The sequence below is a fragment of the Pseudomonas sp. GW821-FHT03A09 genome, from assembly GCF_059421065.1.
Genome location: NZ_JBWKUX010000004.1, coordinates 442,256 through 458,935 on the forward strand (window position 1 = coordinate 442,256; position 16,680 = coordinate 458,935).

The 16,680-nt window shown below is 58.9% G+C and carries 17 protein-coding genes and 1 pseudogene; 13 read left to right on the plus strand and 5 right to left on the minus strand.

Annotation, left to right across the window (positions count from 1 at the left end; translation table 11 throughout):
- Positions 1 to 56 precede the first annotated feature (56 nt).
- Complete coding sequence (gene pabB, locus AC07V4_RS09855; protein ID WP_492635783.1) at positions 57 to 1,400, plus strand: aminodeoxychorismate synthase component I; 1,344 nt, start codon at positions 57 to 59, stop codon at positions 1,398 to 1,400.
- 64 nt (positions 1,401 to 1,464) lie between these two features.
- Positions 1,465 to 1,748 (plus strand): annotated as a pseudogene (locus AC07V4_RS09860) (helix-turn-helix domain-containing protein).
- A 113-nt stretch (positions 1,749 to 1,861) separates the two neighbouring features.
- Here AC07V4_RS09860 and thrH read toward each other — a convergent pair.
- Positions 1,862 to 2,479, minus strand: coding sequence for a bifunctional phosphoserine phosphatase/homoserine phosphotransferase ThrH (gene thrH, locus AC07V4_RS09865; protein WP_431750128.1), 618 nt, complete (start codon positions 2,477 to 2,479; stop codon positions 1,862 to 1,864).
- Positions 2,480 to 2,629: 150 nt separating this feature from the next.
- Here thrH and AC07V4_RS09870 point away from each other — a divergent pair, with 150 nt between their 5' ends.
- From AC07V4_RS09870 to AC07V4_RS09880, 3 genes are all read left to right on the plus strand, one after another.
- Positions 2,630 to 3,364, plus strand: coding sequence for a phosphoadenylyl-sulfate reductase (locus tag AC07V4_RS09870; RefSeq protein ID WP_492635782.1), 735 nt, complete (start codon positions 2,630 to 2,632; stop codon positions 3,362 to 3,364).
- Positions 3,365 to 3,832: 468 nt separating this feature from the next.
- Complete coding sequence (locus AC07V4_RS09875; RefSeq protein WP_492635781.1) at positions 3,833 to 5,362, plus strand: NCS1 family nucleobase:cation symporter-1; 1,530 nt, start codon at positions 3,833 to 3,835, stop codon at positions 5,360 to 5,362.
- A gap of 13 nt (positions 5,363 to 5,375) precedes the next feature.
- A complete protein-coding gene (locus AC07V4_RS09880) occupies positions 5,376 to 6,104 on the plus strand; it encodes an aspartate/glutamate racemase family protein (RefSeq protein WP_492635780.1) in 729 nt (242 codons plus the stop codon).
- 104 nt (positions 6,105 to 6,208) lie between these two features.
- Here the strand turns inward: AC07V4_RS09880 and AC07V4_RS09885 are convergent, their stop codons facing one another.
- Positions 6,209 to 7,132: a LysR family transcriptional regulator gene (locus AC07V4_RS09885; protein WP_492635779.1), complete on the minus strand. Its 924-nt coding sequence runs from the start codon at positions 7,130 to 7,132 to the stop codon at positions 6,209 to 6,211.
- A gap of 126 nt (positions 7,133 to 7,258) precedes the next feature.
- Between AC07V4_RS09885 and AC07V4_RS09890 the strand changes: the two genes are divergently transcribed.
- Positions 7,259 to 8,005, plus strand: coding sequence for a 3-oxoacyl-ACP reductase family protein (locus AC07V4_RS09890; RefSeq protein WP_431751973.1), 747 nt, complete (start codon positions 7,259 to 7,261; stop codon positions 8,003 to 8,005).
- 165 nt (positions 8,006 to 8,170) lie between these two features.
- Here AC07V4_RS09890 and AC07V4_RS09895 read toward each other — a convergent pair whose 3' ends face one another.
- The gene (locus tag AC07V4_RS09895; RefSeq protein WP_492635778.1) at positions 8,171 to 8,860 is read right to left on the minus strand and encodes an HAD-IA family hydrolase; all 690 of its coding nucleotides are present in this window, start codon (positions 8,858 to 8,860) and stop codon (positions 8,171 to 8,173) included.
- Between the two features lie 107 nt (positions 8,861 to 8,967).
- Between AC07V4_RS09895 and AC07V4_RS09900 the strand changes: the two genes are divergently transcribed.
- On the plus strand, positions 8,968 to 9,324 hold the full coding sequence (locus tag AC07V4_RS09900; RefSeq protein WP_492635777.1) for a DUF2784 domain-containing protein: 357 nt from the start codon (positions 8,968 to 8,970) through the stop codon (positions 9,322 to 9,324).
- On the opposite strand, the gene AC07V4_RS09905 is transcribed toward AC07V4_RS09900, so the two are convergent.
- Positions 9,311 to 10,279: an NAD(P)H-binding protein gene (locus AC07V4_RS09905; RefSeq protein WP_492635776.1), complete on the minus strand. Its 969-nt coding sequence runs from the start codon at positions 10,277 to 10,279 to the stop codon at positions 9,311 to 9,313. The two genes, AC07V4_RS09900 and AC07V4_RS09905, sit on opposite strands and share 14 nt — an antisense overlap.
- A 93-nt stretch (positions 10,280 to 10,372) precedes the next feature.
- Between AC07V4_RS09905 and AC07V4_RS09910 the strand changes: the two genes are divergently transcribed.
- From AC07V4_RS09910 to AC07V4_RS09935, 6 genes are all read left to right on the plus strand, one after another.
- Complete coding sequence (locus AC07V4_RS09910) at positions 10,373 to 11,257, plus strand: LysR family transcriptional regulator (RefSeq protein ID WP_431751278.1); 885 nt, start codon at positions 10,373 to 10,375, stop codon at positions 11,255 to 11,257.
- A gap of 55 nt (positions 11,258 to 11,312) precedes the next feature.
- Positions 11,313 to 11,891 carry a DUF4337 domain-containing protein gene (locus AC07V4_RS09915; RefSeq protein ID WP_492635775.1) on the plus strand — a complete coding sequence of 193 codons (579 nt, stop codon included), beginning with the start codon at positions 11,313 to 11,315 and terminating at the stop codon, positions 11,889 to 11,891.
- Between the two features lie 201 nt (positions 11,892 to 12,092).
- Complete coding sequence (locus AC07V4_RS09920) at positions 12,093 to 12,752, plus strand: M24 family metallopeptidase (RefSeq protein WP_492635774.1); 660 nt, start codon at positions 12,093 to 12,095, stop codon at positions 12,750 to 12,752.
- 9 nt (positions 12,753 to 12,761) lie between these two features.
- Positions 12,762 to 13,115 carry a gamma-glutamylcyclotransferase family protein gene (locus AC07V4_RS09925; RefSeq protein WP_431752585.1) on the plus strand — a complete coding sequence of 118 codons (354 nt, stop codon included), beginning with the start codon at positions 12,762 to 12,764 and terminating at the stop codon, positions 13,113 to 13,115.
- A 99-nt stretch (positions 13,116 to 13,214) separates the two neighbouring features.
- On the plus strand, positions 13,215 to 13,550 hold the full coding sequence (locus AC07V4_RS09930) for a hypothetical protein (RefSeq protein ID WP_065909457.1): 336 nt from the start codon (positions 13,215 to 13,217) through the stop codon (positions 13,548 to 13,550).
- A gap of 79 nt (positions 13,551 to 13,629) precedes the next feature.
- Positions 13,630 to 14,670: a DMT family transporter gene (locus AC07V4_RS09935; protein ID WP_492635773.1), complete on the plus strand. Its 1,041-nt coding sequence runs from the start codon at positions 13,630 to 13,632 to the stop codon at positions 14,668 to 14,670.
- Between the two features lie 166 nt (positions 14,671 to 14,836).
- Here AC07V4_RS09935 and AC07V4_RS09940 read toward each other — a convergent pair whose 3' ends face one another.
- Positions 14,837 to 16,285, minus strand: a complete 1,449-nt coding sequence (locus AC07V4_RS09940) for a serralysin family metalloprotease (RefSeq protein WP_492635772.1) — start codon at positions 16,283 to 16,285, stop codon at positions 14,837 to 14,839.
- Positions 16,286 to 16,680: the final 395 nt, after the last annotated feature.

Sequence of the window (16,680 nt, forward strand, 5' to 3'; positions counted from 1 at the left end):
CCCACAGGGGACTACAATCGCCCCCCCCCCCACGCCAACGGCTGATCCACCCCGCAATGTCGACCTGCTCCGTACACCCGCTGCCCTACCAGGCCAACCCCGCCGAATACTTCGCGGTGATCCGCCATGCCCCTGGCGCGGTGCTGCTCGATAGCGGCCGCCCCACAGCCGAACGCGGCCGTTATGACGTGCTCAGCGCCTGGCCGCAATCAACCTTGACGGTTTGGCCGGATGAGAGCGGCACCGATTTCCTGCAACGCTTGCGTGAAAACCTGACACAGCTGGGTGAAGCAGAATTACCCGCAGGTTATGAACTGCCCTTCGCTGGGGGTTTGATCGGCTATCTGAGCTATGACTTTGGCCGGCATCTTGAGCAGATGCCACACCTGGCGGCGGACGATTTGCACCTGCCAGACGCGCGTTTCGGCCTGTATGCCTGGGCGCTGATCAGTGATCACCACGCTCAGACCAGCCAGTTGGTCTTTCATCCGGCACTGGCCGGAAGCGAGCGGCAACGGTTGATCACAGTGTTCAGCCAGCCGACAACTGAGCACTCTGCAAGCTTCACCCTGCATGGCCCTATGGTGCCGGACCTCACTGCCGAGGCTTACCGGCAGGCCATTGTGCGCATCCAGGACTACATCCAGGCCGGTGACTGCTATCAGGTCAACTTCGCCCAGCGCTTTCGCGCGCGGTGCATCGGTGATCCGTGGGTGGCTTACTGCGCACTGCGCGAAGCCTGCCCGACACCCTTCTCGGGGTTCCAGAGCCTACCGGATGACGGTGCGGTATTGAGCCTGTCGCCCGAACGCTTCGTGCACATCAGCGAGCGCCGGGTCGAAACCCGCCCGATCAAGGGTACCCGTCCTCGTGGTGCAACACCCGAAGAGGACGCCGCCAACGCCGCCGAGTTGCTGGCCAGCCCCAAGGATCGCGCCGAAAACCTGATGATCGTCGACCTGCTGCGCAACGACCTTGGCCGCACCTGCCGCACCGGCTCAGTGAAAGTGCCGGAGTTGTTCAGCCTGGAAAGCTACCCCAACGTGCACCACCTCGTGAGCAGCGTGACGGGTGTGTTGGCCGACGACAAAGATGCTCTCGACCTGATCGCCGGCAGCTTCCCCGGCGGCTCCATCACCGGCGCCCCGAAGATCCGCGCCATGCAGATCATCGACGAGCTGGAGCCGACGCGACGCGGGCTGTACTGCGGTTCGCTGGTGTACCTGGACGTGCGCGGTGAGATGGACAGCTCCATCGCCATTCGCAGCTTGCTGGTCAAGGATGGGCAGGTGTGCTGCTGGGGCGGCGGAGGGATTGTGGCGGACTCGGAGTGGGAGGCGGAGTATCAGGAGTCGCTGACGAAGGTGCGGGTGTTGCTGCAAACGTTGGAAAACCTGTAGCACAGGCCAGCTCAGTCTCTCGAAGCAGAAAAAATCTGAATCAAATCAACGCGGAGACCGTGTGATGAACATCAAACCTATTCATTCCCAGGAAGACCTGGCCACTGCGCTTGCGCGAGTGGAACAGCTATGGGGAGCAGAAATCGGCTCGCCTGAGGGAGATGAGTTGGAAATCCTCGCAATCCTCATCGAAAAATACGAGGCGGAGAATTACCCCATGCCTTCTTCGGACCCAGTGGGCGCGTTTCGGAGGTACTGAACCACAAGCGCAAACTCAGCCTGTCGATGATCAAGCGCCTGCATGAAGGTTTAAGCATTCCGTATGAACGACTGCTGGCCGGCATCTAGGGCCTGCAGCGTCAGAAAGGGCCCCATCGCGGGCAAGCCCGGCTCCCACAGTTGATCGGGTTCAGGTGGGAGCTGGCTTGCCTGCGAAGCGGCCATCAGCCTCACTGAAATACTTACAGGCTCAACGTCCGATTCGACGCCTTGATGAACGCTTTCTTCAAATCCTCAAACGTATGCACCGCCGGGAACTGCGGAAACTCACGGATCACGTTTTCCGGCGCGTGAAACAGAATCCCGTGGTCGGCCTCGCCCAACATGGTGGTGTCGTTGTAGGAGTCACCGGCAGCGATCACGCGGTAATAAAGCGTCTTGAAGGCCAGTACCGACTGGCGCTTGGGGTCTTTCTGGCGCAGTTGGTAGCTCACCACCCGATCGTGTTCATCGGTGATCAAACGGTGGCACAACAAGGTCGGGAAGCCGAGTTGACGCATCAGCGGCTGGGAGAATTCGTAGAAGGTATCCGACAGGATCACCACCTGGAAACGCTCGCGCAACCAGTTGACGAACTCGACGGCGCCGTCCAGCGGCTTGAGGGTCGCGATCACTTCCTGGATGTCGGCGAGCTTGAGCCCGTGCTCGTCGAGGATGCGCAGGCGTTGCTTCATCAGCACGTCATAGTCGGGGATGTCGCGGGTGGTGGCCCGTAGGGATTCAATACCGGTTTTTTCGGCGAAGGCGATCCAGATTTCCGGAACCAGCACCCCTTCCAGGTCAAGACAGGCAATTTCCACAAGACACTCCGTTCGTATTATTCAAGTTGAGCGAGCCAAAGGACTGCCGAACTCTAGCGATTCAAGCTCGCCGCCGCAACGCAGGGCGGATTTGATACCATCGTTCCCCTATAGAGCGCTCAGCGCCACTGACCTGTAGGAACCGTCCTGATGAACCAAGCCTTCGACGTCGCCGAACTCGCCGCGACTTATGCCAACAAATCCGCCCAGGACATTCTCAAACTGGCGTTCAGCCAGTTCGGTGATGACGTGTGGATTTCCTTCAGCGGTGCCGAGGATGTGGTGCTGGTCGATATGGCTTGGAAGCTGAACAAGAACGTCAAGGTGTTCAGCCTCGACACTGGCCGCCTGCATCCGGAGACCTACCGGTTTATCGAGCAGGTGCGCGAGTTCTACAAAATCGACATCGAACTGATTTCGCCGGACCAGAGCAAGCTGGAACCCTTCGTCAAGGAAAAGGGCCTGTTCAGCTTCTACAAGGACGGCCATGGCGAATGCTGCGGTGTGCGCAAGATCGAACCGCTGCGCCGCAAACTGTCCGGTGTAAGTGCCTGGGCCACCGGCCAACGCCGCGACCAGAGCCCCGGCACCCGTAGCCAGGTGGCAGCGCTGGAAATCGACACCGCCTTCTCCACCCCGGAACGCACCCTGTACAAATTCAACCCGCTGGCCCAAATGACCAGCGAGGAGATCTGGGGCTACATCCGCATGCTGGAGCTGCCCTACAACAGCCTGCATGAGCGCGGTTTCATCAGCATCGGCTGCGAGCCTTGCACCCGCCCCGTATTGCCGAACCAGCACGAGCGCGAAGGCCGCTGGTGGTGGGAAGAAGCGACGCAGAAAGAATGCGGGCTGCATGCCGGGAATATCATCAGCAAAGCCTGAAGACTGACGCGGTAAAAAATGTGGGAGGGGGCTTGCCCCGATGGTGGTGGATCAGTCGGTAAATATGGTGACTGGCACTGCGCTATCGGGGGCAAGCCCCTTCCCACATTTGTTTCATGCCGGTCATAAATATGTACACACAAATGTAACCATAGGTGCCATTTATGTGTGCAATATTTTCAGGCGCGCACCATAACGTAACACTCCTCCACGCCTGTTGTTCGCCCTCACCAATCGCATCTCCTCAACCTAAAAATAAATATCTGTTCAATCGGTCAATTTATATTTCTTTTAATTCAGCTGGTTATTCAACAATCCTATAAAAACGAAATTACCCACAGTTTTCATAGACCGAAAACTGGCACGCATGTGGCTTAAGGTGAAATACGTTTTGTATACAATAAATACAAATCATACATACACTTTTCTATCTGCGGCTTGCTCGCAGATGCGCTGGAGCCTGCCGGAATGCGTACAAGCCTCTCGAATAACATCGCACTGGATCTGCCCTCCTCCGCCCTGAATCCCGAGGCCGCAAGCCCAGGCCCCTTGGTACTCAGCCCGCGCCTGCACAACCAAGACCTGGCACCCACCAAGGCCGAAGGCCGGCGCTGGGGGCGCTACAGCATCTTTGCGTTGTGGACCAACGACGTGCACAACATCGCCAACTACTCGTTTGCCATCGGCCTGTATGCGCTGGGGTTGGGCGGTTGGCAGATCCTGTTATCCCTGGGGATCGGCGCGGCGCTGGTGTACTTCTTCATGAACCTGTCGGGGTTTATGGGCCAGAAGACCGGCGTACCGTTTCCAGTGATCAGCCGTATCAGCTTCGGTATTCATGGCGCGCAGATTCCCGCGTTGATTCGGGCAGTCATTGCGATTGCCTGGTTTGGTATCCAGACCTACCTGGCTTCGGTGGTTTTCCGCGTGTTGTTGTCGGCCATTCATCCAGGGTTTGCCGACTATGACCACAACTCGATCCTCGGCCTGTCAACCCTCGGTTGGGCGTGCTTTGTGACGATCTGGTGCGTGCAGCTGGCAATCCTGGCGTATGGCATGGAAATGGTACGCCGCTATGAAGCCTTCGCCGGGCCGGTGATTCTGGTGACGGTGGCCTCACTGGCCGGTTGGATGTACTTCCAGGTCGGCGGAAATATCGCGTGGTCGACCCGAGAGCCCCTGAGCGGCGGCGAGATGTGGCGCAACATCTTTGCCGGTGGCGCGTTGTGGCTGACCATCTACGGCACGTTGATCCTCAATTTCTGTGACTTCGCCCGCTCTTCACCGTGCCGCAAGACCATCCTGGTAGGCAATTTCTGGGGCTTGCCGGTGAATATCCTGGTGTTTGCCGCGATCACCGTGCTGCTGTGCGGCGGGCAATTCCAGCTCAATGGCCGAGTGATCGAAAGCCCGACCGAAATCATCGCCGCCATCCCCAACACCTTTTTCCTGGTGCTGGGTTGCCTGGCCTTCCTGATTGTCACCGTGGCGGTGAACATCATGGCCAACTTCGTCGCGCCAGCCTTCGTGTTGAGCAACCTGTCGCCCAAGTACCTGAACTTCCGCCGCGCCGGCCTGATCAGCGCAACCGTGGCGGTATTGATCCTGCCGTGGAACCTCTACAACAGCCCGCTGGTGATCGTGTATTTCCTCTCCGGCCTGGGTGCGCTGTTGGGGCCGTTGTACGGGGTGATCATGGTCGATTACTGGCTGATCCGTAAAAGCCAGGTGGATGTGTTGCAGCTGTATAGCGAAGACCCCAACGGCGTTTATTACTACAACCGCGGGGTCAATTTGCGCGCAGTGGCGGCGTTCATTCCAGCAGCGGTGATCGCGATTCTGCTGGCGCTGTTGCCCGGTTTTGCCAGCGTTGCTCCCTTTTCCTGGATGTTTGGCGCCGGTATTGCAGGGTTGCTGTACCTGCTGATCGCCAAGCGCCAGCCGTTCTACGCCGATGTCAGCGGCGAAAGCATTGCAGTCGATAACGTCAGTCACTAATCAAGGACATTCCATGCGTATTCTCGTGGTCAACGTCAACACCACCGAATCCATCACCGACACCATCGCCCAGCAGGCGCGCGCCGTGGCCTCACCCGGCACCGAAATTGTGGGGCTTACCCCGTACTTCGGTGCCGAGTCGGTGGAAGGCAATTTTGAAAGTTACCTGGCGGCCATTGCCGTGATGGATCGGGTGATGGCGTACGACCAGCCGTTTGACGCGGTGATTCAGGCCGGCTACGGCGAACATGGCCGTGAAGGCTTGCAGGAGTTGTTGAACGTGCCGGTGGTTGATATCACCGAAGCAGCCGCCAGCACTGCCATGTTCCTGGGCCACGCCTATTCGGTGGTGACCACCCTGGACCGCACAGTGCCGCTGATCGAAGACCGCTTGAAACTCGCCGGCCTCTACCAACGCTGTGCCTCGGTGCGCGCCAGCGGCATGGCGGTACTCGAGCTGGAGGAAGACCCGCAGGCCGCCATGGAAGCCATCGTGCGCCAGGCCGAGTTGGCCATCCGTGAAGACAAGGCCGAGGTCATTTGCCTGGGCTGCGGCGGCATGGCCGGGTTGGATGAACAGATCCGCCAGCGCACCGGCGTACCGGTGGTGGATGGGGTGACGGCGGCAGTGACCATCGCCGAATCGCTGGTGCGCCTGGGGTTGTCGACGTCGAAGATCAGGACCTATGCGACGCCAAGGCCGAAGAAGGTGATTGGCTGGCCGGGCCAGTTCGGCCGGTAGACCGAGGTGCCACCATCGCAGGCAAGCCAGCTCCCACAGGGGAATGCATTCCAAGGTGGGAGCTGGCTTGCCTGCGATGGCCGCGACGCGGTGTGCGAGTGCAATCAAATGGCACTGAATCGCTGCCCCAGCTGCTGTTCGGCAAACTGCTCGATGATGAAGTCCACAAACGCCCGAGTCTTGCCGGGCAGTAGTTTGTGTTCGGCGTAATAGATGGAAATGTTGCCATCATCCACGTACCAGTCGGGCAGCACTCGCACCAACTTGCCGCTCGCCAGCCACGGTACGGCAAACGGCATGCTCACCAGGGCGACGCCCAACGCCTGGTCTGCGGCGACGCAGGCGGCCTGTGAATCACTCATGGTCATCCGCGCCCTGAGGTTCAACGGACCGTGCTCACCGTGGCGACCGGTCAATTGCCAGGAACGCACGCGACCGGTTTGCGGTGAGCGAATCAGAATGCCGTCGCAGCGTTCAAGGTCCAGCGGTTGTAGCACCGCTCCACGCGCCGCCAAGTACTCGGGTGAGGCCAACAAGACCCGATGAGCCGGCGCCAGCTTGCGCGCCACCACGCCCTGAGGCAGCTCAAAACCGCCGCCCAGTGCCGCATCGAAGCCCTGGCCAATCAGGTCGACCTGGCGGTTGTCAAAATGCCAGTCGGGGCTGATATCCGGAAACCGTTTCAGAAACTCGCCCAATAGCGGCACGATATACAAACACCCGACCACCGTGCCCATGCTCACCTTCAAGGTGCCCGCCGGACGCCCTTCGGCGCTGGCCAGATTGGCCACGGCATTTTGAATGGTGGTGAGGCTGGCACTGACTTCTTCGAGGAACAGCTTTCCCGCTTCGGTCAGAGTCAGGCGGCGGGTGCTGCGCTGGAACAAACGCACACCCAGGCGTGCTTCCAGCTTGGCGACGCTTTTTCCTACCGCCGCCGGGGTCAGGCTCAGGTGCCGCGCCGCCTCGGCAAAGCTGCCACCTTCGGCGCTGCGCACGAAGCATTCGATACTTCCAAAGCTTTCCATATCGCCCCACTCTAAACTTTTGGTTTACACAGACTATAGCAATCACGGTCTACCGGCAGGGGTGAACGAGGTCGATACTCGGCTCCAACCACAAGGCATCCCGCCTTGAACAGCTCGGAGATCGACATGACCACTCAAAACCTCAGCGGCAAAGTCGCCTTGATTCAAGGCGGTTCCCGCGGCATCGGCGCCGCCATCGTCAAACGTCTCGCCGCACAAGGTGCAGCCGTCGCCTTTACCTACGTCAGTTCGGCCGCCAAGGCTGAAGCGTTGCAGAACAGTGTGATCAGTGAAGGCGGCAAAGCCTTGGCGATTCATGCCGACAGCGCCGACGCCACAGCGATTCGCCATGCGGTCAACGCCACCGTCGAAGCCTTCGGTGGCCTGGACATTCTGGTGAACAACGCCGCCGTACTGGCCGTCGGGCCGCTGGAAGACTTCAAGCTGGAAGATTTCGACAAGACCCTGGCGGTCAACGTGCGCAGTGTATTTGTCGCGACCCAGGAAGCCGCCAAACACATGAAGGAAGGTGGCCGCGTGATCAACATCGGCAGTACCAACGCCGAGCGCATGCCATTTGCGGGTGGCGGGCCGTACGCCATGAGCAAATCAGCGCTGGTGGGGCTGACCAAAGGGTTGGCGCGAGACCTGGGGCCACGAGGCATCACTATCAACAACGTGCAGCCTGGACCGGTGGATACCGATATGAACCCGGCAAGCGGTGATTTTGCGGAGAGTTTGATTGAGTTGATGGCGATCGGACGCTACGGCCATGTCGAAGAAATCGCCAGCTTCGTGGCCTATCTGGTAGGGCCAGAGGCCGGCTATATCACCGGTGCCAGCTTGAGCATCGATGGTGGTTTCAGCGCCTAGGGTTTCTGGAACACGGCAACACTAAGTGTGGGAGCTGGCTTGTGTGGGAGCCGGGCTTGCCCGCGATGCAGGCACCTCGGTGTGTTAGTCACACCGCGGTGATGCCATCGCAGGCAAGCCAGCTCCCACACAAACCCGGCTCCCACATTTTTGATGTGTAGTTATTCAGGAAAGCGGCGGCAAACCATAGGCAGCCAAATCAAAATCCGCGAGTTTGCGGATGATCTGGTCGGCATGCTGGTACTTGCTGTCGGCCATGGCTTCATCCGGCACGGCGATGGCGGTCATGTTCGCGGCCTTGGCGGCCGTGACTCCGAACGGCGAATCCTCGAACACCAGGCAATCCTCGGGCGCGACGCCCAGGCGGCGGGCGGCGGTGAGGAAAATGTCCGGCGCAGGTTTGGCAGCACCGACTTCCGGGTCATCGGCGGTGACGATGGTGACGAACAGGCCAAACCACTCGCGGTGCAAGGTGGTCTTGTGGCCAAACGAATTGCGCGACGAACTGGTGCCCACGGCAATCGGGATGTTATGCGCCTTCAAGTGCCGGACCAGCGCTTCGGCGCCAGGCATTCCCAAGGCCTTGGGGAAACGCTCGCTCATCAGCGGTTCGCGGATTTCGAGGAACTCAGCCGGGGTGATCGGCAGGTCCAGCGCCTTGACCACGTAGTCGGCCAGGTCCTGGGCACCGCGCCCGATGATGTGCTGCTTGATGCCCCAGTCATAGGTACGGCCGTAGCGTTCGGCGATGATCTGCGTCACTTCGGTGTAGATACCTTCCGTGTCCAGTAACAACCCGTCCATATCGAAAATCACGGCCTTGATCGGACCGACAGCGGTACGCGGTGCATTCATCAGAACAGAACCTGGAGGAAGGACTAAAAGGATTCAGCACAATAACGGCCACGCTTGTCGACAGGCAACCCTTTAGACTGTGCGCCCTTCCTATTGAAGTGCCCGCGATGCTCTACCGCCTAGCCGCTGACAGCCTGGTGCTGTTTCACCTCAGTTTTATCCTGTTCGTGCTGTTCGGTGGCCTGCTCGCCCTTAAATGGCGCCGAGTGATGTGGCTGCACCTGCCCGCTGTCGCCTGGGGCATCGCAGTGGAGGTGCTGCACCTGCCCTGCCCGCTGACCCGTTGGGAAAACCTGTTTCGCCACCTCGCCGGGCAAGACGGCTATGGCGGTGGCTTCATCGAGCACTACATCCTCACATTGATCTATCCCGCGGGCCTGACCGCGAATATTCAACTGGTGCTGGGCGCAGTGGTGGTGCTGATCAACCTGGTGGTGTACGCGCGTTTGATCAGGCGCGCTTAGGCAGGCAACCCAAGCCATCCAATGTGGCCTCCACTGCCTGTTCCAGCGGCGTGTGAGGTTCCTTGCCCAACACCGCGACCAGACGCTGGTTGTCCATGCGCAATGGTGTGCGCCAGAGGTAACGCATCTCCTGCATCTCGCGGAAGGTGACGACAAAAGGTGCAGCCAGCGTCAACAGCCACCAGGGAAAAGCACCTGCACGGGGTTGCCGGCCCGACCTACGTAACACCACGCGCTGGATGGCCTCGCTCATCTGCGTGCCATCGGTATCGATATGGCCCGCCATGTGAAAGCTGGCGAAAGCATCAAGGGTGGCACGGCGCTCAAGCAACTCGACTATCGTACAGGCCACGTCCGGCAGGTAGGCCCATTGATGCAACACGCCTCGCGCCCCCGGATAACTCACTTTGGCGACCGGTTTTCCAGGCTTGAGCAGCCCCATGGAGAACCAACTGCTGCCCGCACGGGCGCCGAAAAAATCCCCGGCGCGCACGACCAGCACCCGCGCGCCCTGCTGGGAGGCGACCAGCAAACGTTGCTCCATTTGCACGCGGATCGCGCCCTTGCGCGTCTGCGGATGCTGGGGCGAATCCTCATGCAGCACGGGAAAGGCATCCGGCCCGAAGTTGTAGACCGTACCCGGCAACACAATGGTCGCGCCCTCGGCGATAGCCGCCGCGATGGTGTTGTCGATCATCGGCAGCACCAGCCCGGCCCAATTGCGATAACCCGGCGGGTTGACGGCATGGACGATCACCTCGCAACCACGCGCCGCCGCCAGTACGTCCTGCCGATTGAGTGCATCACCCGCAAGCCAGGTCAGACTGGGGTTCTGGCGACGGGCTTTGTCCACATCCCGAGTCAACGCACACACGTCCCAGCCCGCCGCCGCCAGTTGCTGCGCGACTTCGCCACCAATTCCGCCAGTTGCACCCAATACCAGAACCTTGCTCATGACCTTCTCCCACATGGATTGATGGAGCAATTGTGTGGGTGGCACTGCTATAGATGAATTGCCGAAGACCAACCAATCACTATACATTTATGCATGGCAGCGAATATTGGTTGGGAGCTTTACCGGTCATTCCTCGGCGTGCTCAAGGAAGGATCGTTGTCGGGGGCCGCGCGGCTGCTCGGCATCACACAGCCTACAGTCGGTCGGCATATTGCTGCGCTGGAGACGGCGTTGGGCGTGGTGCTGTTCACCCGTTCGCCCACAGGACTGCTGCCCACGGCGGTGGCTCACACCTTGCGCGCCCACGCCGAAACCATGGAACGTACCGCCGCCGCCCTGGAGCGTGCCGCCTCAGCCCAGGGCGACGAGGTACAAGGGGTGGTGCGAGTGTCGGCCAGTGAAGTGGTCGGCGTGGAAGTACTGCCGCCGATCATCACCGAGTTACGCCGCCAGCACCCGCACCTGCGGGTTGAACTGGTGCTGACCAACCGCCTCAGCGATCTGCTGCAACTGGAAGCCGACATCGCCGTGCGCATGGTCCGACCGCGCCAGGAGCAATTGCTGGCACGGCGTGTCGGCCTGATAGAAGTCGGCCTGCACGCCCGCGATGATTATCTGCAACAACATGGCATGCCGCTGCACATGCACGACCTGGCCGACCATTCGGTGATCGGCTTCGACCAGGAAAACGCCTTTATCCGCAGCCTTGCCATCAAGGGCTTCGAACGCAGCGCCTTCGCCCTCAGCAGCGACAGCGACCTGGCACAGCTGGCACTGATCCGCGCCGGTGCCGGTATTGGTGGTTGCCAGGTGCAACTGGCCAAGCGCGACCCACGTCTGCGTCGGGTACTGCCACAGGCTTTCGCACTCAAATTGGACACTTGGGTGACCATGCACGAAGACCTGCGCAACAGCCCGCGCTGCCGAGTAATGTTTGATGCGTTGGTGGAAGGTTTGCAGCGTTACGTACAGGTTTGAGACAGCTTCGCTGGTAAAGAATCAGGCTTCCCTCAATCCGTTCGTAGACGCCCCCATGTCCGAAGCCTTCGAAGTCCCCAGCCCCCACGAAAAACACGTCGAGCACACCACTGAACATGCCCACGGCCGCGGTGACAATTTCGCTAGCCGCATTGCCGTGATGACCGCCCTGATGGCCACCGTCGGCGCCATGCTCAGCTACCAGGCAGGCTCCACCGAAAGTGAAGCGGCGATGGACAAGAACAACGCCGCCATCATCAAGACCGAAGCCGCCAACCAGTGGAATTACTACCAGGCCAAATCCAGCCGGCAAAACCTGGCCGAGCTGGCCTCGCACATTCCTGGCGTCGATGCGGCGCACTACAACGACGAAGTGCAACGCTACAAGAGCCAGAAGGAAGAAGTCCGTAAGCAGGCCGAAAAGCTTGAGGCCACATCAAAGGAATGGGACCAGAAATCCGAAGAAGCTTTACACCAGCATCACCGCTGGGCGCAGGCGATGACGGCGATTCAGATCGCGATTTCGTTGGCGGCGATTACCTTGCTCACACGCAAGGAATGGCTCAAGCGCCTGTCATACACGGCCGGCGGCGTGGCGGTGGTGTTAGGCAGCCTGGCATGGCTGCATCTCTGACGGAACGCGGTCAAATGTAGGAGCGGGCTTGCTCGCGAATGCGGAGTGTCAGTGGATACATGTTTGACTGATCCACCGCTTTCGCGGGCAAGCCCGCTCCCACATGGGGTGGATTGGTGTTTTCAGAGTTGGGCTCGTCCAACGTATCGCTATATAGTAAAACGCATAACGAACCGCACAGCCCAATTCGAGGAAACACCGGTGACCGCACAACCCAAGGAAGCTGTGGGCACCGCCTACAGCATCGACTCCATGCGCTACGCCCAGGCCATGACCTGGCAAGCTATCGAACAACTCGCCCAGCGCATCCGCCCCGGCATGCTCGAGTCCGAGGCCCGCGAGTTGGGCAAGCAAGTGCTCGCCAGCCTCGACTTGCAACGCATCTGGCATCCGCTGCTGGTGCGTTTCGGCGCCAATACCCTCAAGACCTTCAAGCAACGCTCCGACGGCGACCCGGTATTGGGTGAACACGATATCTTCTTCATCGACATGGGCGCCGTGTGGCAAGGCCACGAAGGCGACGCCGGAGCGACGTTCACCACCGGCAACGACCCGGACATGATCACCTGCGCCAGCGCCGCCAAGGAGCTGTTCGACCGCGTACAATCGCGCTGGAAAAACGATCAGGTCGCGGGCCTTGAACTTTACCGCTACGCCGAAGAGCAGGCGCAGGCCATGGGCTGGCAGTTGAACCTCGACATCAAAGGCCACCGCGTCAGCGACTTCCCCCACGCCATCCATCGCGGTGGCGACCTGGGGGATTTCGAGCACTACCCGAATGCCGGGCTGTGGATCCTGGAAATCCAGATTGCCCACCCCACCCTGCCTTACGGCGCCTTCTACGAAGACTTACTCGCTTAGGAAACAGAAATGGAACGCTCCACTGAATACCCCGTGCTGTTGTTTTCCTACGGCACCTTGCAGGACAAGTCCGTGCAACTCGCCAACTTCGGCCGGGAATTGGTCGGCCAGCAAGACGCGATGCTCGGCTATTCGCAAAGCTGGGTCGAAATCACCGACCCGCAAGTACTGGCCACCAGTGGCAAGACCCATCACCCCATCGTCGCCCCTACCAGCGAAAGCGGCTGCAGCGTCGAAGGCATGGTCTTTCAGATCACCGAGCAGGAGCTGGCAGCAGCCGATGCCTATGAAGTGTCGGACTACAAGCGCGTTTCGGTGGCGCTGGCCTCTGGCCTGACAGCCTGGGTGTATGTGCAGGCGTGAAAGTGAAACCTTGGCTGGTTGATTTCAATCTGCCAGCTGAGCGATTAGAGTGTCGCCCCCAGGGAATTGGATCCCGGGATTGAGTTCATGGAGTTACGAGTGAAGTACGTCAGTAAAGTGGTTGCAGCAGCAGTTCTGGGTTTCACCCTCGCAGGTTGCACCGGTACCGCGATCAAATCCCCGCAATACGACAGCAGCCAATACACCGTTTTGGGCCACAGTGAAGCCAGCGCCACCGGCATCATGCTGTTCGGCGTTATCCCGATTGGCCAGAACAGCCGTTTCGTGCGCGCTCAGGACGCCGCCATCAAAGCCAAGGGCGGCGACGCGCTGATCAACACCCAAGTCCAGGAAAACTGGTTCTGGGCGTGGGTCCTCAGCGGTTACACCACCAAGATTTCGGGTGATGTGATCAAGCTGAAAACCGCGCAATAATGACGCTGAAATAATCAAAATCGCCAGGGCCTAGGCCCCGTACGCGACGTATCATGGGCCATACCTTCGAGGATGGCCCATGAACCTCAGTATCTTGTACGCCCTCGCGGCCGCCGCGCTGTTCGGCGCCAGCACCCCGCTCGCCAAGAGCCTTGGCCTTGGCCTCTCGCCCATCCTTCTCGCTGGCCTGCTCTACCTCGGCAGCGGCATCGGCCTCGCCGGTGTACGCCTCATTCGTGATCGCGGCTGGAAACCCACCGGGCTGACCCCATCGGAATGGCCCTGGCTACTCGGCGCCATCGCCTTCGGCGGCATCCTCGGGCCTGTCGCCCTCATGTTCGGCCTCACCCGCACCACCGGGGCAACAGCATCCCTGATGCTCAACCTTGAATCGGTGCTGACGGCGCTTATCGCCTGGCTGGTGTTCAGGGAAAACGCCGACCGACGCATCGTCCTCGGCATGCTCGCTATTGTGTTGGGCGGCGTGGTGCTGTCCTGGTCAGACAGTGGCGGTGCAAGCCACGACTGGACCGGACCGTTTGCCGTGGCGCTGGCCTGCTTGTGCTGGGGGATCGACAACAACCTGACACGCAAGGTGTCAGCCTCTGATGCGCTGTTTATCGCAGGCGCCAAAGGCTTGATTGCCGGCTTGGTGAATGTAAGCCTGGCGCTTTATCTCGGCGCGCAAATACCGAGTGCCCTACAACTCGCGCCGATCCTGCTAGTCGGGTTTCTCGGTTATGGCATCAGCCTGGTCATGTTCGTCCTGGCGCTACGCGGACTGGGCAGCGCACGCACCGGCGCCTATTTTTCGACAGCGCCCTTCCTCGGTGCCGCGGTTGCCTTGCTGGTGATGGATGAATCGGTAACCGCAGCGTTCTGGATCGCATTGGCGCTGATGGCGGCAGGCGTGTGGCTGCACCTGACGGAGAGGCATGCCCATGAGCATCTGCATGAAGCGACGGAACACGGGCATCGGCATGTGCATGATGAACATCACCAGCATGAGCACGATTTTGAGTGGGACCCAGCGGTACCCCATAGTCATGTGCATGTGCACAGTGTGATGAGGCATAGCCATGCGCATTTTCCGGATGTGCATCATCGGCATAGGCATTGAGCGGCGGGGTTGAACGTTTTTCGGCCGTAGAAACCACAAAATATCGTGCACTTAATCCCAGATATTCCATTCCAGCTATCCGGATAACCTTGAGCTCAAGCCGATAAAAAACGCGACATTTCATGCTCGTTCTGGAGCGCGGCGCCGGAACGCCGCGCGTATCACATCACGCTACGATATCGCTGACAGCCGCCTGGCCAACGGTGGTGACGAGGAAATCCGCCACGCCGTGCCCGGAGAAGTCCACTGCCAACGTACCCAGGTTGGTGCCCGAGGCGTAGGTCAGTACAGCATCGCCGGCATGCCCAGAAAAGGCACCGATGAAGTTCAGGCCCGCACCATTCGTAATGCCGGTGAGGTCGATCTTGTCGGAACCTGAGGTGAAGTCAAAGATCTTGTCCGCCGTCCCTGGCTTGGAGTCGGAACTGGCACCGAACAAGAAAGTATCATTGCCGGCGCCGCCCCACAGTTGGTCCGCGCCGCCACCGCCGTAGATGATGTCGTTGCCGGCACCGCCCTTGATGAGGTTGGCTGCGCTGTTACCAATGATCAGGTCGTTGCCTGAACCGCCAAACGCGTTCTCGACGGTGACGCCCTTGGCGATGGACACGTTGCCCACCAGGCCGCCAACGTCAGAGAACGAGGCTTCATTGAGGTTGATCTTCTGGTTCTGGGTAAAACCGGAGAAGTCCAGGGTGTCGTTGCCGCCACCGTCCCATACCGAGAACACCAGCTTGTCGGCATTGGAAGTGGCGCCGTAGAAATCACGCCCGGTGTTGGAGTTGAACCCGTAGGTGGTGTCGCCAGCGCGGGTAGCGTAGTTAGCGCCGTAGAGCTTCTGGATCGCGGCAATGTCGTCGATCAGCGGGCCGGAAGCATAAGCTTCGACACCGCCTTTGCTGAAGTTCTGGTTAGTGTTGCTCTCGCTCCAGTAACTCATGACGCTGTAGCCACGCGTATCTTCAGCATATTTAGCGTCCGCATATGATGGGTCGCCTTCACTAGCGTCGTATTTTCCTGGGTGTTCAAGTCCTAGGGTGTGACCAATCTCATGAGTTAAAGTTTGCCGACCATAATTGCCATTCGCTGGGTTAACGTTTTCTTGATAGTCTTCATTTACATAAAACAAAGCATCACTATTGCCACTATTATTTGGATAAAATCCGAAGGCCGATCTGGCACCTCCATGCTGTAAATCAGTACTGTAATTACCCAGTGAAATGTGCCCATCACCTCCACTTGAAGATTCAGTGAATGAAATATTGGCTACATCCGACCAAGACTGAAATGAAAGGGCAGTTTGGGATTTTTGTTGAGCGTTGAATGGGATAAATCCAGAAACGCTTTCTGAAGCGTAAGAGTCACTCTCTGAGTCTAGAAAGCTGTAGGTAAAGTTGTATTTTCCGTTATGGTCGTTGTCGGCCCACAAGTGGCCTCCTCGCGTTATCTGATCAGCAGCCTGTGCAATTGTGTATGATGGCTTGCCATTTATCTGGTCAGCGCCACCTCGATCATAGATGTGCGAGAAGGCTTGATAGTCTTGGTACTGCTCACTGGTTTGGCCTGCCGCAGACGCGGGATTAATCTCAGTGAGTTTTTTCGTCAAGTTCGTCATATTTACACTCATCCATGCTTGCAAGTATTAATGTTTGATATAACTTTAACGCTTAAGCCCTTTCATTGTGGCGAGACTATTTTTAGATTAAATCTGGCACCTGTGTAATTTAAAAAATAAATACTCCATATAATATTTAGGAATTTATTTATGAAATATGAGACACACTCAAACCAGAAGGTTTAGGTGAGTATTCCGAAGCTGATCGGTACTGAGCCTAAAGCTATTGTTTTTAAAGATATTTCGAACCCGCGCTCGGTAGCACGATACCCATCAGTTGCGATGGGTGTGCAATTTGGGTTTTATCGATCTGAATTCTTGGCTGGCGGAAAATGTTGAGTGCGATCATTTTTTGACCGCCAGACTCTGGGGCATATTTAAAACAGCCAAGGCTG